The sequence below is a fragment of the Pseudomonas mandelii genome, from assembly GCF_900106065.1.
GTDB lineage: Bacteria > Pseudomonadota > Gammaproteobacteria > Pseudomonadales > Pseudomonadaceae > Aquipseudomonas > Aquipseudomonas mandelii.
The window spans coordinates 3,360,750-3,378,284 of record NZ_LT629796.1; the positions used below are offsets into that span (position 1 = coordinate 3,360,750).

Here is a 17,535-nt window from a genome sequence, read left to right on the forward strand (position 1 = left end):
AAGAGGGTTTCAAGTGAACAAGTGGTTGATTCCAGCGGTTACCGCCGTGGCTTTGCTCAGCGGTTGTTCCTCCGTACAACGCGGTTCGATTCCGGTTGTGGACTCTGGCAGTGCTGTCTCCAACAGTGAGCGAGTGTCGGCAAATGGCGGTTTCCGCAAGACGACGACTAAACGTCCTGTGCAAGCCCAGACTCAAGCGATTCCGCAAGGTGACACGGGTGTCGTCGTGATGGTGCCAGGTGGCGGCGCAGTGGCGTCGGCCCCGATCAGCACCGGTCCGATTACGCCTGGCCCGATTACCCCAGGGCCGATTGACACCTCGCCGGTACAGTCGGCACCGATCAATCAGGGCAGCTACAGCATGCCGTCGACGCCGAGCGGGATTCCTTCGGCGAGCTCCGGTGGATTGTCTGCCGATGAGCAACTGGACGGTCCGGTGCTGGCGCTGTTGACCACTGCTCAGCAGCAACAGGCCGGCGGCGATCTCAACGGTGCGTCCTCCAGCCTCGAGCGCGCCCAGCGAGTTGCACCGCGTGAGCCGCAAGTGCTTTATCGTCTGGCTCAGGTGCGCATGGCCCAAGGCGATGCGCCACAGGCTGAACAGTTCGCCCGCCGTGGCCTGACGTTCGCCAATGGTCGTCCGGCGCTTCAGGCCAGCCTGTGGGAACTGATCGCCCAAGCGCGTGAGAAACAGGGTGATTCCGCAGGTGCGGCACTGGCCCGTCAGAAGGCCAAGGTTGTGTCGTGATGGACGCACGCTTCCCCAAGATTGCCGAGCAACTGCTGTTGATCGAACGTGAGCTACGGGTTCAGGGTTGGTGGGATGACGTTTCACCATCCGCTGAAGCGTTATCCAGCGTTGAACCGTTTTCGGTCGATACGCTCGATTTCGAGCAGTGGCTGCAATGGATCTTCCTGCCGAAGATGAAGGTCATCCTCGAACAGGATCTGCCGCTGCCCAACGCGTCAGGAATTCAGGAGATGGCCGAAATGGTCTTCGCCGCCCGCAATGTCCAAGGCAGGGACCGGCAGTTGCAGGTCTTGCTCAAAGAGTTCGATCTGCTGATCACCGCCTCTCGCTGAATCGGATACTGCCAGTGCCTACTGGCAGTTATCCGCAATCTGTTTCTGTGCTTCGGTAGTGCGCTCCTGACGTTGTTCATCGGTCAGGCGGCGCCTCTCACCGTCCACGTCCTCACGCAATCGCGGATTGTTCTGCAGCTGGGCCAGGTTCGTTCGCGCCTGCTCGCAGAATACCTTTAGCTGGGCTTGCTGCTCGGCAACCTGCTTTTTCACTGTGTTGTCGATGGCCTGTTGATCGCCAATCGCCGTGCTGCGCGTTGGTGCGGCGGGTTTGCCGGCAGGCGGGGAGGGCGTCACCACGGTGGTGGCCTCCTGGCCTTGAGGCGGTTGCGCGTCGAAGTGGGTAACGCCTTGGGCGTCGACCCATTTATAGATCTGAGCGGCCATACACAAAGGGCTGATCAGCAAAGTGATCATTAAGAACGTTCGCATGCCATTTCCTTGCCAGAGTTGCGCAATTGAAGCTAACACAGTTGCGGTTTAGCGGTTTTTTCTTGCTTTCTCATGTGCTTACTTCAATAAAGCACATAGACGGCTTGACTTGCAGAGGACGAAACAGAAGAATCCAAAGTCCGCTGTAGAGGGACTGCCAGAAGCAGACCCACTCAGCAGATCATGAGGCGCACATCCGCGCCGACCTGTTACACCCGCAACGCGTTACCTCGCGCTGGGTGGGAAAGGCCCGCAACACTTGGGACGATCCCAATACTTGCTCAGTCAGTGCTGACGTAGTCGGCGACCACCGTCGCTCATGCTCTGCTGAGAAGTAAACCTATTAAGACCCGTCCCCGTTTATGTGGGCGGTATTCTGGCGTTTTAGAGGTGAGCAACGTGGAGCTTTTATCTGGCGGTGAGATGCTCGTCCGCTTTTTGCGTGACGAAGGCGTTAAATATATCTATGGGTACCCAGGTGGTGCCGCATTGCATATCTACGACGCGCTGTTCAAAGAACCAGCCGTTCAACATATTCTCGTTCGTCATGAGCAGGCTGCCACTCACATGGCTGACGGCTATGCGCGCGCCACCGGCAAGGCAGGCGTTGTACTGGTGACCTCCGGTCCCGGTGCGACCAACGTCATTACCGGCATTGCTACCGCGTACATGGACTCGATTCCGATGGTGATCCTGACCGCCCAGGTGCCTAGCACCATGGTCGGGACCGATGCCTTCCAGGAAACCGATATGATCGGTATCTCCCGGCCGATCGTGAAACACAGTTTCATGATCAAGCATGCTTCGGAAATCCCGGAGATCATGAAAAAGGCTTTCTACCTCGCGCAATCGGGTCGTCCTGGTCCTGTCGTTGTCGACATTCCGAAAGACATGACCAACCCGGCCGAGAAGTTCGAATATATCTTCCCGAAAAAAGCCAAGCTGCGCTCCTACAGCCCAGCGGTTCGTGGCCATTCGGGCCAGATCCGCAAAGCGGTGGAAATGCTGTTGGCGGCCAAGCGGCCGATCATCTATGCCGGCGGCGGCGTCATTCTGGGCAACGGCTCCGCGCCATTGACCGAACTGGCGCAACTGCTGAACGTGCCGGTCACCAATACCTTGATGGGCCTCGGCGCCTATCCGGGCAGCGACCGTCAGTTCCTCGGCATGCTCGGTATGCACGGCAGCTACACCGCCAACCTGGCGATGCACCATGCGGACGTGATCATGGCCGTGGGCGCGCGTTTCGATGACCGTGTTATCAATGGTGCATCGAAGTTCTGCCCAAGCGCCAAGATCATCCACATCGACATCGACCCGGCTTCGATCTCCAAAACCATCAAGGCCGACGTTCCAATCGTAGGCCCGGTGGAAAGCGTACTGACCGAGATGGTCGCTACCTTCAAGGAAATCGGCGAGACCCCGAACAAGGACTCGGTGGCTGCCTGGTGGAAGCAGGTTGAAGAGTGGCGCGGTGATCGCGACATGTTCCCTTACAACAAAGGGGACGGCAGCATCATCAAGCCGCAAACCGTTATCGAAACCCTGCACGAAGTGACCAAAGGCGATGCCTACATTGCGTCCGACGTGGGTCAGCACCAGATGTTCGCGGCGCAATACTACCGCTTCAACAAGCCTAATCGCTGGATCAACTCCGGCGGCCTGGGCACGATGGGCTTCGGTTTCCCGGCAGCAATGGGCGTCAAACTGAGCTTCCCGGAAGCCGATGTGGCTTGCGTGACCGGTGAAGGCAGCATCCAGATGAACATCCAGGAGTTGTCCACTTGCCTGCAACATGACCTGCCGGTGAAGATCATCCTGCTCAACAACGGCGTGCTCGGCATGGTCCGTCAGTGGCAGGACATGAGCTACGGCGCGCGTCACTCGCACTCCTACATGGAATCGTTGCCGGACTTCGTCAAGTTGGCTGAAGCCTACGGTCACGTCGGCATGCGCATCACGGACTTGAAGGATTTGAAGCCGATGATGGAGCAAGCCTTCGCGATGAAGGATCGTCTGGTGTTCATCGACATCAAGGTCGACGCAGCTGAACACGTCTACCCGATGCAGATCAAAGACGGCTCCATGCGCGATATGTGGCTGAGCAAGACGGAGCGTACTTAATCATGCGACATATTATTTCCCTGCTTCTGGAAAACGAACCCGGCGCTCTGTCTCGTGTAGTCGGCCTGTTCTCGCAGCGCAACTACAACATCGAAAGCCTGACCGTGGCCCCTACCGAAGACCCGACCTTGTCGCGTCTGACGCTGACCACTGTCGGCCACGATGAAATCATCGAGCAGATCACCAAAAACCTGAACAAGCTGATCGAAGTGGTCAAACTGGTCGACCTGTCGGAGAGTGCTCACATCGAGCGCGAACTGATGCTGGTCAAGGTCAAGGCTACCGGCGCCCAGCGCGCCGAGATCAAGCGCACCACCGATATTTACCGTGGACAGATCGTCGATGTCAGCGCCAGCGTTTATACCGTTCAATTGACCGGTACCAGCGACAAGCTCGACAGCTTCATTCAGTCCATTGGCACCGCCTCGATCCTGGAAACCGTCCGTAGCGGCGTAACCGGTATCGCTCGCGGCGACAAAGTACTCAGCATCTAAACCAAATTAGCGAACGGCCTGAACGGCCTGGATATATAGGGGAATTTCATGAAAGTTTATTACGAAAAAGATTGCGACCTGTCGATCATCCAGGGCAAGAAAGTTGCCATCATCGGTTACGGTTCCCAGGGCCACGCTCAGGCGTGCAACCTGAAAGACTCCGGCGTTGACGTGACTGTCGGTCTGCGCAAAGGTTCGGCCACTGTTGCCAAAGCCGAAGCTCACGGCCTGAAAGTGACCGACGTTGCTTCCGCTGTTGCAGCTGCCGACCTGGTCATGATCCTGACCCCGGACGAGTTCCAGTCTGCCCTGTACAAGAACGAAATCGAGCCGAACATCAAGAAAGGCGCCACCCTGGCCTTCTCCCACGGCTTCGCGATCCACTACAACCAGGTTGTTCCGCGTGCTGACCTCGACGTGATCATGATCGCGCCGAAAGCACCGGGCCACACCGTGCGTTCCGAGTTCGTCAAAGGCGGCGGTATCCCTGACCTGATCGCTATCTATCAGGATGCTTCGGGCAACGCCAAAAACGTTGCACTGTCCTACGCCGCAGGCGTCGGTGGCGGTCGTACCGGCATCATCGAAACCACCTTCAAGGACGAGACCGAAACCGACCTGTTCGGCGAACAAGCCGTTCTGTGCGGCGGTACCGTTGAGCTGGTCAAAGCCGGTTTCGAAACCCTGGTTGAAGCTGGCTACGCGCCGGAAATGGCCTACTTCGAATGCCTGCACGAACTGAAGCTGATCGTTGACCTCATGTACGAAGGCGGTATCGCCAACATGAACTACTCGATCTCCAACAACGCTGAATACGGCGAGTACGTGACGGGTCCGGAAGTGATCAACGCCGAGTCCCGTCAGGCTATGCGCAACGCCCTGAAACGTATTCAGGACGGCGAATACGCCAAGATGTTCATCAGCGAAGGCGCGACCGGCTATCCTTCGATGACCGCCAAGCGTCGTAACAACGCCGCTCACGGTATCGAAATCATCGGCGAGCAACTGCGCTCCATGATGCCGTGGATCGGTGCCAACAAGATCGTCGACAAAGCTAAAAACTAAGTCGCGCACTTGTACGAAAAACGCGGCTTAGGCCGCGTTTTTTCGTTTGGGCTGAAAGGTTCTGGTATAAAGCTGCATCGTTTGCGGCCGAACCGTCGTCCCAGACACCTGTCGAAACTTTCCACCCCGTTGCAAGGTAATGTCCATGAGCGAACGTCCCGAAGAGCCAAACAAGGCTTCTGACGCCGAAAGCCTGCTGCCCATCGATGAACACATCGAGGAAGGGCATGACGCTGAAGGTCGTAAAGTCCGGCATCGTGGTATCTATCTTCTGCCGAATCTGTTCACCACCGCGAACCTGTTCGCAGGGTTTTATTCCATCATCAGCTCGATGAGCGCCCAGAGTGCGTTGAGTGCCGGTGATTCGATTGGCGCGAGCAAGTATTTTGCGTTTGCCGCGATTGCGATTTTCGTCGCCATGGTGCTCGACGGCCTTGATGGTCGCGTTGCCCGCATGACCAATACCCAGAGTGCCTTCGGCGCCGAGTACGATTCGCTGTCGGACATGGTCGCCTTTGGTGTCGCGCCGGCGTTGCTGGCGTTTGGCTGGGCGTTGGGCGACATGGGCAAGGTCGGCTGGATGGTTGCCTTCATCTATGTCGCGGGTGCAGCGTTGCGCCTGGCACGCTTCAATACGCAAGTCGGCACCGCGGATAAACGCTACTTCATCGGTCTGGCCAGTCCGGCTGCGGCGGGTGTTGTCGCGGGGATTGTCTGGGCGTTCAGTGACTACGGCATTCAGGGTTCCAAGATGTCGTTCCTGGTTGCGCTGATGGTGGCCGCCGCCGGCATGCTGATGGTCAGCAACATCAAGTACAACAGCTTCAAGGAGCTGGACTTGAAGGGGCGAGTGCCCTTTGTCGCGATCCTCGCGGTAGTCCTGGTGTTTGCCGTGGTCTTCAGTGATCCGCCGCGCATTCTGCTGCTGGTTTTCCTCGCTTACGCGGCGTCTGGTCCGGTGCAATACCTGTTGCATCTTCGTCGGCACAAAAACGCCGAGTGATGTAATTTCCCTCATACTCCGCAGTCTATTGGTGCATCTGTCCTCCAATGCTGCGGAGTTGCCATGCTGATCAAAGTCCCCAAAGCGTCTGACTGTCACGAGTCGGACGTCACGCCTGAATCCTTCTATTTTTCTCGACGCAATCTACTGGGTGCAGCCGTTGCCGGTCTGGCCGTGAGCAGTCTGCCGCGCTGGGCCAGTGCTGACGAAGCCGCTCGTTACGCAGATGTCGAGCCAGGCAAGGCGCCTTCCTGGTTTGCCGAAAAGCTTCCTGCCACTAAATGGGGGGCAGTCAACGTCAAGGATGAGGCGATCACGCCATTCAAGGATGCGACCCACTACAACAACTTCTACGAATTCGGCACTGATAAAGGCGACCCTGCCGCCAATGCCGGTTCGCTGAAGACTGAGCCTTGGACCGTGGTGGTGGATGGAGAGGTAGGTAAGCCGGGGCGGTATGCGCTGGAAGACTTCATGAAGCCCTATCAACTGGAGGAGCGTATTTATCGTCTTCGCTGTGTTGAGGCCTGGTCGATGGTTATTCCCTGGATTGGTTTTCCTCTTTCGGCGTTGCTGAAGCAAGTCGAGCCGACATCGAAGGCCAAGTTCATCCGCTTTGAAACGCTGCAAGATCCCAAGAGCATGCCTGGGCAGCGCTCTGGTTTTGCCTTGATCGAGTGGCCCTATGTAGAGGGTTTGCGCCTGGATGAGGCGATGAATCCGTTGGCCATTCTTGCGGTGGGCATGTATGGGCGTGAACTGCCGAATCAGAACGGGGCGCCTCTGCGTTTGGTGGTGCCCTGGAAGTATGGCTTCAAGAGCGTCAAATCCATCGTGCGGATCAGTCTGGTCAGCGAACAGCCGAAAACCACCTGGCAGAGCATTGCCGCGGATGAATACGGCTTCTACGCCAACGTGAACCCTACAGTTGATCACCCGCGTTGGACTCAGGCTCGTGAGCGTCGTTTGCCGAGCGGCCTGTTCAAGCCCAATGTTCGGGACACACAGATGTTCAACGGCTACTCGGATGAAGTCGCTTCTCTCTATACAGGGCTCGATCTGCGGAAGAACTACTGATGCGTTATCCGTTTTGGCGAATTGGCGTCTTTATAGCGGCGGCGGTCTGGCCGCTGCTTTGGTTGTATCAGGCCTGGCAGGATGTGTTGGGGCCCGATCCGGGCAAGGTCCTGGTTGATCGGCTGGGGCTGGGGACGCTTATCCTGCTGCTAATAACGTTAAGCATGACGCCTCTGCAGAAAATCACCGGTTGGGCGGGGTGGATCGCTGTGCGCCGGCAGCTGGGGTTGTGGTGTTTCGCTTATGTGGTTCTGCATCTGAGCGGCTACACGGCGTTTATTCTTGGATTTGATTGGTCGCAGCTGGGTGTCGAGTTGCGCAAACGGCCGTACATCATTGTCGGGACGTTGGGGTTTCTCTGTTTATTGGCATTGGCGATGACTTCTAATCGTTACAGTCAGCGCCGGCTGGGTGTTCGTTGGAAGAAGCTGCATCGGCTGGTGTATGTCATTCTCGGGCTTGGATTGCTGCATATGTTGTGGATCGTTCGTGCCGATCTCAAGGAATGGGCGATCTATGCTTCTATAGGTGCGCTGCTATTAGTGTTGCGCATTCCGCCTGTGGCCCGTCGAATCCCGCGTTTAATAGCCAAAAAAGCGCCTTCTGCAAGAAAAGCATAAATAGGTGTTGACGGCAGATTCTGGAAGTCTATAATTCGCCCCACTTCCGGCGCAGTCGAAACGGAAAACTCCTTGGTAAACAAAGAGTTACGCAGTTTTCGACAGCGAGTTGCTTCAGGTCATCGAAGCCCAGAAGGAGTTGATCAAGCGGGGTTGTTTGGCTTGATTGACGGTTCGATCTTCTCGGTCGAAAGCGGAGAAAAAGAGGTGTTGACAGCAGCGAGTAACGCTGTAGAATTCGCCTCCCGCTAACGAGAGATCGGAAGCGCAAGTGGTTGAAGTTGCAAAGGAAACTTTGAAAACTTCTGAAAATAACCGCTTGACAGCAACAGAGGCTGCTGTAGAATGCGCGCCTCGGTTGAGACGAAAGATCTTAACCAACCGCTCTTTAACAACTGAATCAAGCAATTCGTGTGGGTGCTTGTGGAGTCAGACTGATAGTCAACAAGATTATCAGCATCACAAGTTACTCCGCGAGAAATCAAAGATGTAACCAACGATTGCTGAGCCAAGTTTAGGGTTTCTTAAAAACCCAAAGATGTTTGAACTGAAGAGTTTGATCATGGCTCAGATTGAACGCTGGCGGCAGGCCTAACACATGCAAGTCGAGCGGCAGCACGGGTACTTGTACCTGGTGGCGAGCGGCGGACGGGTGAGTAATGCCTAGGAATCTGCCTGGTAGTGGGGGATAACGCTCGGAAACGGACGCTAATACCGCATACGTCCTACGGGAGAAAGCAGGGGACCTTCGGGCCTTGCGCTATCAGATGAGCCTAGGTCGGATTAGCTAGTTGGTGAGGTAATGGCTCACCAAGGCGACGATCCGTAACTGGTCTGAGAGGATGATCAGTCACACTGGAACTGAGACACGGTCCAGACTCCTACGGGAGGCAGCAGTGGGGAATATTGGACAATGGGCGAAAGCCTGATCCAGCCATGCCGCGTGTGTGAAGAAGGTCTTCGGATTGTAAAGCACTTTAAGTTGGGAGGAAGGGCAGTTACCTAATACGTATCTGTTTTGACGTTACCGACAGAATAAGCACCGGCTAACTCTGTGCCAGCAGCCGCGGTAATACAGAGGGTGCAAGCGTTAATCGGAATTACTGGGCGTAAAGCGCGCGTAGGTGGTTTGTTAAGTTGGATGTGAAATCCCCGGGCTCAACCTGGGAACTGCATTCAAAACTGACAAGCTAGAGTATGGTAGAGGGTGGTGGAATTTCCTGTGTAGCGGTGAAATGCGTAGATATAGGAAGGAACACCAGTGGCGAAGGCGACCACCTGGACTGATACTGACACTGAGGTGCGAAAGCGTGGGGAGCAAACAGGATTAGATACCCTGGTAGTCCACGCCGTAAACGATGTCAACTAGCCGTTGGGAGCCTTGAGCTCTTAGTGGCGCAGCTAACGCATTAAGTTGACCGCCTGGGGAGTACGGCCGCAAGGTTAAAACTCAAATGAATTGACGGGGGCCCGCACAAGCGGTGGAGCATGTGGTTTAATTCGAAGCAACGCGAAGAACCTTACCAGGCCTTGACATCCAATGAACTTTCCAGAGATGGATTGGTGCCTTCGGGAACATTGAGACAGGTGCTGCATGGCTGTCGTCAGCTCGTGTCGTGAGATGTTGGGTTAAGTCCCGTAACGAGCGCAACCCTTGTCCTTAGTTACCAGCACGTAATGGTGGGCACTCTAAGGAGACTGCCGGTGACAAACCGGAGGAAGGTGGGGATGACGTCAAGTCATCATGGCCCTTACGGCCTGGGCTACACACGTGCTACAATGGTCGGTACAGAGGGTTGCCAAGCCGCGAGGTGGAGCTAATCCCAGAAAACCGATCGTAGTCCGGATCGCAGTCTGCAACTCGACTGCGTGAAGTCGGAATCGCTAGTAATCGCGAATCAGAATGTCGCGGTGAATACGTTCCCGGGCCTTGTACACACCGCCCGTCACACCATGGGAGTGGGTTGCACCAGAAGTAGCTAGTCTAACCTTCGGGGGGACGGTTACCACGGTGTGATTCATGACTGGGGTGAAGTCGTAACAAGGTAGCCGTAGGGGAACCTGCGGCTGGATCACCTCCTTAATCGACGACATCAGCTGCTCCATAAGTTCCCACACGAATTGCTTGATTCATTGAAGAAGACGATAGAAGCAGCTTTAAGCTCCAAGCTGATAGCTCCAAGCTAACAGTTGCGCGCTCGAAATTGGGTCTGTAGCTCAGTTGGTTAGAGCGCACCCCTGATAAGGGTGAGGTCGGCAGTTCGAATCTGCCCAGACCCACCAATTTTGTTATGGGGCCATAGCTCAGCTGGGAGAGCGCCTGCCTTGCACGCAGGAGGTCAACGGTTCGATCCCGTTTGGCTCCACCATATAACTGCTTCTGCTGTTAGAGTTTAGAAATGAATATTCCGGTGTGAATATTGATTTCTAGTCTTTGATTAGATCGTTCTTTAAAAATTTGGGTATGTGATAGAAAGATAGACTGAACGTTACTTTCACTGGTAACGGATCAGGCTAAGGTAAAATTTGTGAGTTGCTCTTAATTGAGTATTATCGAATTTTCGGCGAATGTCGTCTTCACAGTATAACCAGATTGCTTGGGGTTATATGGTCAAGTGAAGAAGCGCATACGGTGGATGCCTTGGCAGTCAGAGGCGATGAAAGACGTGGTAGCCTGCGAAAAGCTTCGGGGAGTCGGCAAACAGACTTTGATCCGGAGATGTCTGAATGGGGGAACCCAGCCATCATAAGATGGTTATCTTAAGCTGAATACATAGGCTTAAGAGGCGAACCAGGGGAACTGAAACATCTAAGTACCCTGAGGAAAAGAAATCAACCGAGATTCCCTTAGTAGTGGCGAGCGAACGGGGACTAGCCCTTAAGTGGCTTTGAGATTAGCGGAACGCTCTGGAAAGTGCGGCCATAGTGGGTGATAGCCCTGTACGCGAAAATCTCTTAGTCATGAAATCGAGTAGGACGGAGCACGAGAAACTTTGTCTGAATATGGGGGGACCATCCTCCAAGGCTAAATACTACTGACTGACCGATAGTGAACTAGTACCGTGAGGGAAAGGCGAAAAGAACCCCGGAGAGGGGAGTGAAATAGATCCTGAAACCGTATGCGTACAAGCAGTGGGAGCCCACTTTGTTGGGTGACTGCGTACCTTTTGTATAATGGGTCAGCGACTTATTTTCAGTGGCGAGCTTAACCGAATAGGGGAGGCGTAGCGAAAGCGAGTCTTAATAGGGCGTCTAGTCGCTGGGAATAGACCCGAAACCGGGCGATCTATCCATGGGCAGGTTGAAGGTTGGGTAACACTAACTGGAGGACCGAACCGACTACCGTTGAAAAGTTAGCGGATGACCTGTGGATCGGAGTGAAAGGCTAATCAAGCTCGGAGATAGCTGGTTCTCCTCGAAAGCTATTTAGGTAGCGCCTCATGTATCACTGTAGGGGGTAGAGCACTGTTTCGGCTAGGGGGTCATCCCGACTTACCAAACCGATGCAAACTCCGAATACCTACAAGTGCCGAGCATGGGAGACACACGGCGGGTGCTAACGTCCGTCGTGAAAAGGGAAACAACCCAGACCGTCAGCTAAGGTCCCAAAGTTATGGTTAAGTGGGAAACGATGTGGGAAGGCTTAGACAGCTAGGAGGTTGGCTTAGAAGCAGCCACCCTTTAAAGAAAGCGTAATAGCTCACTAGTCGAGTCGGCCTGCGCGGAAGATGTAACGGGGCTCAAACCATACACCGAAGCTACGGGTATCACTTAGGTGATGCGGTAGAGGAGCGTTCTGTAAGCCTGTGAAGGTGAGTTGAGAAGCTTGCTGGAGGTATCAGAAGTGCGAATGCTGACATGAGTAACGACAATGGGTGTGAAAAACACCCACGCCGAAAGACCAAGGTTTCCTGCGCAACGTTAATCGACGCAGGGTTAGTCGGTCCCTAAGGCGAGGCTGAAAAGCGTAGTCGATGGAAAACAGGTTAATATTCCTGTACTTCTGGTTATTGCGATGGAGGGACGGAGAAGGCTAGGCCAGCTTGGCGTTGGTTGTCCAAGTTTAAGGTGGTAGGCTGGAATCTTAGGTAAATCCGGGATTCTAAGGCCGAGAGCTGATGACGAGTGTTCTTTTAGAACACGAAGTGGTTGATGCCATGCTTCCAAGAAAAGCTTCTAAGCTTCAGGTAACCAGGAACCGTACCCCAAACCGACACAGGTGGTTGGGTAGAGAATACCAAGGCGCTTGAGAGAACTCGGGTGAAGGAACTAGGCAAAATGGCACCGTAACTTCGGGAGAAGGTGCGCCGGTGAGGGTGAAGCATTTACTGCGTAAGCCCATGCCGGTCGAAGATACCAGGCCGCTGCGACTGTTTATTAAAAACACAGCACTCTGCAAACACGAAAGTGGACGTATAGGGTGTGACGCCTGCCCGGTGCCGGAAGGTTAATTGATGGGGTTAGCTAACGCGAAGCTCTTGATCGAAGCCCCGGTAAACGGCGGCCGTAACTATAACGGTCCTAAGGTAGCGAAATTCCTTGTCGGGTAAGTTCCGACCTGCACGAATGGCGTAACGATGGCGGCGCTGTCTCCACCCGAGACTCAGTGAAATTGAAATCGCTGTGAAGATGCAGTGTATCCGCGGCTAGACGGAAAGACCCCGTGAACCTTTACTATAGCTTTGCACTGGACTTTGAATTTGCTTGTGTAGGATAGGTGGGAGGCTTTGAAGCGTGGACGCCAGTTCGCGTGGAGCCAACCTTGAAATACCACCCTGGCAACTTTGAGGTTCTAACTCAGGTCCGTTATCCGGATCGAGGACAGTGTATGGTGGGTAGTTTGACTGGGGCGGTCTCCTCCTAAAGAGTAACGGAGGAGTACGAAGGTGCGCTCAGACCGGTCGGAAATCGGTCGTAGAGTATAAAGGCAAAAGCGCGCTTGACTGCGAGACAGACACGTCGAGCAGGTACGAAAGTAGGTCTTAGTGATCCGGTGGTTCTGTATGGAAGGGCCATCGCTCAACGGATAAAAGGTACTCCGGGGATAACAGGCTGATACCGCCCAAGAGTTCATATCGACGGCGGTGTTTGGCACCTCGATGTCGGCTCATCACATCCTGGGGCTGAAGCCGGTCCCAAGGGTATGGCTGTTCGCCATTTAAAGTGGTACGCGAGCTGGGTTTAGAACGTCGTGAGACAGTTCGGTCCCTATCTGCCGTGGACGTTTGAGATTTGAGAGGGGCTGCTCCTAGTACGAGAGGACCGGAGTGGACGAACCTCTGGTGTTCCGGTTGTCACGCCAGTGGCATTGCCGGGTAGCTATGTTCGGAATAGATAACCGCTGAAAGCATCTAAGCGGGAAACTAGCCTCAAGATGAGATCTCACTGGGACCTTGAGTCCCCTGAAGGGCCGTCGAAGACTACGACGTTGATAGGTTGGGTGTGTAAGCGCTGTGAGGCGTTGAGCTAACCAATACTAATTGCCCGTGAGGCTTGACCATATAACACCCAAGCAATTTGCTGACCTGAAAAGGCACCAGATTGCGGTGTGTGAAGACGAAATGAACCGAAAGTTCGATTGTTCACAAACACCGAGATCTATCACATACCCATTCGCTGGAGCGTGCGCCGTAAGGCAAGCGACCTGGCTACCGAATTTCTTGACGACCATAGAGCATTGGAACCACCTGATCCCATCCCGAACTCAGCAGTGAAACGATGCATCGCCGATGGTAGTGTGGGGTTTCCCCATGTGAGAGTAGGTCATCGTCAAGATTAAATTCCGAAACCCCTATCTGCGTATGCAGGTAGGGGTTTTGTTTTGTCCGCAGGAAAGTTCTCCTCAAGCTACAACACAAATTTGCACAGTTATTTTCGACTCATGACACTAGAATAGGTCCAACTTTTTTCGGAGCCAGAGCCCTTATGCCAGATCCGGTTGACGCCCCCGGGCTGTCAGAATTACCGCTGGACGACTTGGTGGCGTGCCATGAGTGTGACTTGCTGATGCGCAAGCCTGAGCTTGCCCATGGCGAGAAAGCCCTGTGCCCGCGCTGCGGTTACGAACTCTACGCCCATCGGCACAACGTAGTGCAGCGCAGTCTCGCGTTGGTCATCGCCGCGCTGTTGTTGTACATCCCGGCGAACTTTTTACCCATCATGCAGCTCAATCTACTCGGGCAATCGTCGCAAGACACCGTCTGGACCGGCGTTGTCGGTCTGTTCGATACCGGCATGCAAGGCGTCTCGGTGATTGTATTCCTGTGCAGCATGGGAATCCCGTTGCTCAAGTTGCTCTGCCAATTGGCCGTGCTGTTGAGCATCCGGTTTGATATCGGACGCAGCTACGGTTTGCTGCTCTACCGTATTTATCACCATCTAAGGGACTGGGGGATGCTCGAGGTTTACCTCATGGGCGTACTGGTGGCGATCGTAAAACTGGCAGATATGGCAGCCATTACAGTAGGTCTCGGTTTGGCCTGCTTTATCAGTTTGTTGTTGGTCCAGGTCTGGTTGGAGGTCGTGATGTCGCCTCATCAGATCTGGCAGGCTTTGTCAGGAGAGGATGCCCATGCGGGCGATTGATGCAGGCATTCTGATTTGCACCGAATGCCATGAATTGAACAAGCAGGAAGCCGACACCGACGAGCAAACCTGCACCCGTTGCGGTGCGCTGGTGCACGCCCGTCGCCCGAACAGTGTCATGCGGACCTGGGCACTGCTGGTCACCGCAGCGATTCTCTACATTCCGGCCAACGTGCTGCCGATCATGACTGTCAGCTCATTAGGGCAGGGCGATCCCAGCACCATCATGTCGGGCGTTATCCAGCTGGTTCAGCACGGCATGATTCCCATCGCCGCCGTGGTTTTTATCGCCAGTATTCTGGTGCCGACGTTCAAGCTGGTGGGCATCGCGCTGCTGCTGTTTTCAGTACAACGTCGCCAGCCCCTCTCGGCACGCCAACGAATCTGGATGTACCGCTTTATCGAGTTCATCGGCCGCTGGTCGATGCTGGACATCTTCGTGATCGCCATCCTGGTGGCGGTCGTGAATTTCGGACGGCTTGCCAGCGTCGAAGCCAATCTTGGCGCCATCGCTTTCGCCAGTGTGGTGATTTTGACGATGCTTGCCGCAGTTACTTTCGATCCCCGACTGATTTGGGATAACACGGAGTCGGACGACGACCATGACTGATTTGCCTACAGCTAAAACCCGACCGGCTTCGAACTGGTCTGCCATCTGGGTGCTGCCCCTGATCGCCCTGATCATCGGCGGCTGGCTCGGCTGGCGTGCCTATAGCGAAACTGGCATCGAGATACAGGTGCGTTTCGAAAGCGGTGAAGGCATTCAGGCCAACAAGACTGAAGTCGTCTATAAGGGCATGCCAGTCGGCAAGGTGAAAACCCTTAAGCTCGATGACGAAGGCAGTTCCAAAGGTGTGATCGCCACCGTCGAGATGAACAAGGACGTGGAGCAATACCTCAAGACCAGCACCCGTTTCTGGCTGGTCAAACCGAGCGTGACCCTGGCTGGTATCACCGGGCTGGAAACGCTGGTGTCCGGCAACTACGTGGCCATCAGCCCCGGCGAGGGCGAGCCTACCCGCAAGTTCAAGGCCCTGGCTGAAGAGCCCCCGCTGTCAGACTCTCAGCCCGGCCTGCACCTCACCATCAAGGCTGATCGTCTCGGTTCACTGAATCGCGGCAGCCCCGTGTTCTACAAGCAGATCAAGGTCGGCCAAGTCAAAAGCTACTTGCTGTCGGAAGATCAAAGCACAGTCGAGCTCAAAGTGTTCATTGAGCCCACCTACGCCAATCTGGTGCGCAAACACACCCGTTTCTGGAACGCCAGCGGCATCAGCATCGACGCCAACCTGTCTGGTGTAAAAGTGCGCAGCGAATCGCTCGCCAGCATCGTCGCCGGCGGTATCGCCTTCGCCACACCGGAGAATCGCAAGGACAGCCCGCCCACCGATCCAAGTCTGCCGTTTCGCCTCTACGAGGACTTCGATGCCGCCGCTGCCGGCATTCGGGTCAAGGTCAAACTCAGCGATTTCGAAGGCCTGCAGGCCGGCCGTACTCCGGTCATGTACAAAGGCATCCAGGTCGGCAACCTGAAAGCACTGAAGGTCGATCCGGATCTGAATGCCGCCACTGCCGAATTGACACTTGATCCACTGGCCGAGGATTACCTGGTCGAAGGCACTCAGTTCTGGGTGGTCAAACCGTCGATTTCCCTTGCGGGCATCACCGGGCTGGAGGCCTTGGTCAAAGGTAACTACATCGCTGTGCGACCGGGCGACAAAGGGGCCGCGCCGCAACGTGAATTTGTGGCCAGACCCAAGGCGCCGCCGTTGGACCTGCGTTCGCCTGGTCTGCACCTGGTGTTGTTCACCGAAAACCTGGGTTCGCTGGAAGTCGGCAGTCCGATTCTCTATAAGCAGGTCAAGGTTGGTTCGGTGCAGAGCTATCAGTTCTCCAAAAAGAAGAAGCAACTGGTGATCGGTGTCCACATCGAGAAGGAATACGAAGGACTGGTCAATGCCTCGACACGCTTCTGGAATGCCAGCGGCATCACGCTCACAGGCGGCCTGACCGGCGGAATCCAGGTCAAAAGTGAGTCGTTGCAAAGCCTGATGGCCGGCGGCATCGCTTTCGAAACCCCCGAAGCCAAGGCTCCGTTGCAAAAACGCATTCCGCGTTTCCGCCTGTTCGCCAGCCATGAGGAAGCCAACCAGAAAGGCGCCGTGGTTACGATCAAGGTCGATCGCGCCGATGGCTTGCGCAGTGGCACTCCCGTGAGATTCAAAGGCCTCGATGTCGGCAAGATCGAAGATGTCGACCTCAGTGATGACCTGCAATCGGTGATGCTCACCGCACGAATCACCGAAGTGCCGGAGCGCATTGCCCGGGTCGGCAGTCAGTTCTGGGTGGTCAAGCCTGAGTTGGGCCTGATCAAGACCTCCAACCTGGAAACGCTGGTAACTGGCCAATACATCGAAGTGCAGCCAGCAGCGAAGAATCTGGGGCCGCAGAAGAACTTCGTCGCCCTGGCCACTCCACCGGAATCGGCCAAGCAAGAAGCCGGTTTGAGTCTGGTGTTGAGCGCCGCTCGCCGTGGTTCACTGAAAACCGGTGTGCCGGTAACGTACCGCGAGGTCACCGTGGGCAAGGTGACGGGCTATGAATTGGGTCAGACCGCTGACCGTGTGTTGGTGCACATTCTGATCGAGCCGAAATACGCGCCATTGGTGCGCAGCGGCACGCGTTTCTGGAACACCAGCGGTTTCGGGTTCGACTACGGCTTGTTCAAAGGCGCGACGGTCCGTACCGAATCGTTGGAAACGCTGATTCAGGGCGGTATCGCCTTCGCCACACCGGAGGGTGATCGCATGGGCAATCCGGCGCGGCCAGAGCAGACGTTCCCGCTGTTCGACAAGTTTGAAGATGAATGGCTGACCTGGGCGCCGAAGATTTCACTCGGTAAATAGACTATTGGTGTCCCTGCTGCCGCCATCGCGATCAGGCTCGCTCCCACAAGGTATTTGCTGTGACCACGGAATTTGTGATCGACACCAACCCCCTGTGGGAGCGAGCCTGCTCGCGAAGAGGCCCTCAAGTACACTGAATCACTAAA

12 protein-coding genes, 2 tRNA genes and 3 rRNA genes are annotated in these 17,535 nt (G+C 55.3%); 16 read left to right on the forward strand and 1 reads right to left on the reverse strand.

From position 1 onward, the window contains the following. Positions 1-13 precede the first annotated feature (13 nt). Positions 14-748: a hypothetical protein gene (locus BLU63_RS15425; RefSeq protein ID WP_010467627.1), complete on the forward strand. Its 735-nt coding sequence runs from the start codon at positions 14-16 to the stop codon at positions 746-748. Next, positions 748-1,083, forward strand: a complete 336-nt coding sequence (locus BLU63_RS15430; protein WP_010467628.1) for a YqcC family protein — start codon at positions 748-750, stop codon at positions 1,081-1,083. The genes BLU63_RS15425 and BLU63_RS15430 overlap by 1 nt, the downstream gene beginning before the upstream one ends. Positions 1,084-1,101: 18 nt before the next feature. Here the strand turns inward: BLU63_RS15430 and BLU63_RS15435 are convergent, their stop codons facing one another. Continuing rightward, positions 1,102-1,515, reverse strand: coding sequence for a DUF4124 domain-containing protein (locus BLU63_RS15435; RefSeq protein ID WP_083375742.1), 414 nt, complete (start codon positions 1,513-1,515; stop codon positions 1,102-1,104). Positions 1,516-1,914: 399 nt separating this feature from the next. Between BLU63_RS15435 and BLU63_RS15440 the strand changes: the two genes are divergently transcribed. The 14 genes from BLU63_RS15440 to BLU63_RS15510 all read left to right on the forward strand — a co-directional run bounded on the left by BLU63_RS15440 (position 1,915) and on the right by BLU63_RS15510 (position 17,389). Further along, the gene (locus tag BLU63_RS15440) at positions 1,915-3,639 is read left to right on the forward strand and encodes an acetolactate synthase 3 large subunit (RefSeq protein ID WP_010467631.1); all 1,725 of its coding nucleotides are present in this window, start codon (positions 1,915-1,917) and stop codon (positions 3,637-3,639) included. A 2-nt stretch (positions 3,640-3,641) separates the two neighbouring features. After that, entirely contained in the window at positions 3,642-4,133 is a 492-nt protein-coding gene (ilvN, locus tag BLU63_RS15445) for an acetolactate synthase small subunit (protein ID WP_003205610.1), read from the forward strand. Positions 4,134-4,181: 48 nt separating this feature from the next. Further along, on the forward strand, positions 4,182-5,198 hold the full coding sequence (gene ilvC / locus BLU63_RS15450; protein ID WP_007948647.1) for a ketol-acid reductoisomerase: 1,017 nt from the start codon (positions 4,182-4,184) through the stop codon (positions 5,196-5,198). Positions 5,199-5,343: 145 nt separating this feature from the next. Then, positions 5,344-6,201 carry a CDP-diacylglycerol--serine O-phosphatidyltransferase gene (gene pssA, locus BLU63_RS15455; protein WP_010467638.1) on the forward strand — a complete coding sequence of 286 codons (858 nt, stop codon included), beginning with the start codon at positions 5,344-5,346 and terminating at the stop codon, positions 6,199-6,201. A 63-nt stretch (positions 6,202-6,264) separates the two neighbouring features. After that, the gene (gene msrP / locus BLU63_RS15460; RefSeq protein WP_083375743.1) at positions 6,265-7,278 is read left to right on the forward strand and encodes a protein-methionine-sulfoxide reductase catalytic subunit MsrP; all 1,014 of its coding nucleotides are present in this window, start codon (positions 6,265-6,267) and stop codon (positions 7,276-7,278) included. Continuing rightward, positions 7,278-7,898, forward strand: a complete 621-nt coding sequence (gene msrQ, locus BLU63_RS15465; protein WP_083375744.1) for a protein-methionine-sulfoxide reductase heme-binding subunit MsrQ — start codon at positions 7,278-7,280, stop codon at positions 7,896-7,898. The genes msrP and msrQ overlap by 1 nt, the downstream gene beginning before the upstream one ends. A 544-nt stretch (positions 7,899-8,442) precedes the next feature. Then, a 16S ribosomal RNA gene (locus BLU63_RS15475) occupies positions 8,443-9,981 on the forward strand. A gap of 123 nt (positions 9,982-10,104) precedes the next feature. After that, positions 10,105-10,181, forward strand: a tRNA-Ile gene (locus BLU63_RS15480). Between the two features lie 10 nt (positions 10,182-10,191). Then, positions 10,192-10,267 (forward strand) — tRNA-Ala (locus tag BLU63_RS15485). A gap of 240 nt (positions 10,268-10,507) precedes the next feature. After that, positions 10,508-13,399, forward strand: a 23S ribosomal RNA gene (locus BLU63_RS15490). Positions 13,400-13,557: 158 nt separating this feature from the next. Beyond that, positions 13,558-13,673, forward strand: a 5S ribosomal RNA gene (gene rrf / locus BLU63_RS15495). The 16S, 23S and 5S rRNA genes sit together here with 2 tRNA genes alongside, the layout of an rRNA operon. Positions 13,674-13,823: 150 nt before the next feature. Further along, positions 13,824-14,483 (forward strand): paraquat-inducible protein A, encoded by a 660-nt coding sequence (locus BLU63_RS15500; protein ID WP_077749035.1) that lies wholly within the window; start codon positions 13,824-13,826, stop codon positions 14,481-14,483. Then, positions 14,470-15,093, forward strand: a complete 624-nt coding sequence (locus BLU63_RS15505) for a paraquat-inducible protein A (RefSeq protein WP_010458355.1) — start codon at positions 14,470-14,472, stop codon at positions 15,091-15,093. The genes BLU63_RS15500 and BLU63_RS15505 overlap by 14 nt, the downstream gene beginning before the upstream one ends. Then, positions 15,086-17,389 (forward strand): PqiB family protein, encoded by a 2,304-nt coding sequence (locus tag BLU63_RS15510; RefSeq protein WP_010458354.1) that lies wholly within the window; start codon positions 15,086-15,088, stop codon positions 17,387-17,389. The genes BLU63_RS15505 and BLU63_RS15510 overlap by 8 nt, the downstream gene beginning before the upstream one ends. Positions 17,390-17,535 lie beyond the last annotated feature (146 nt).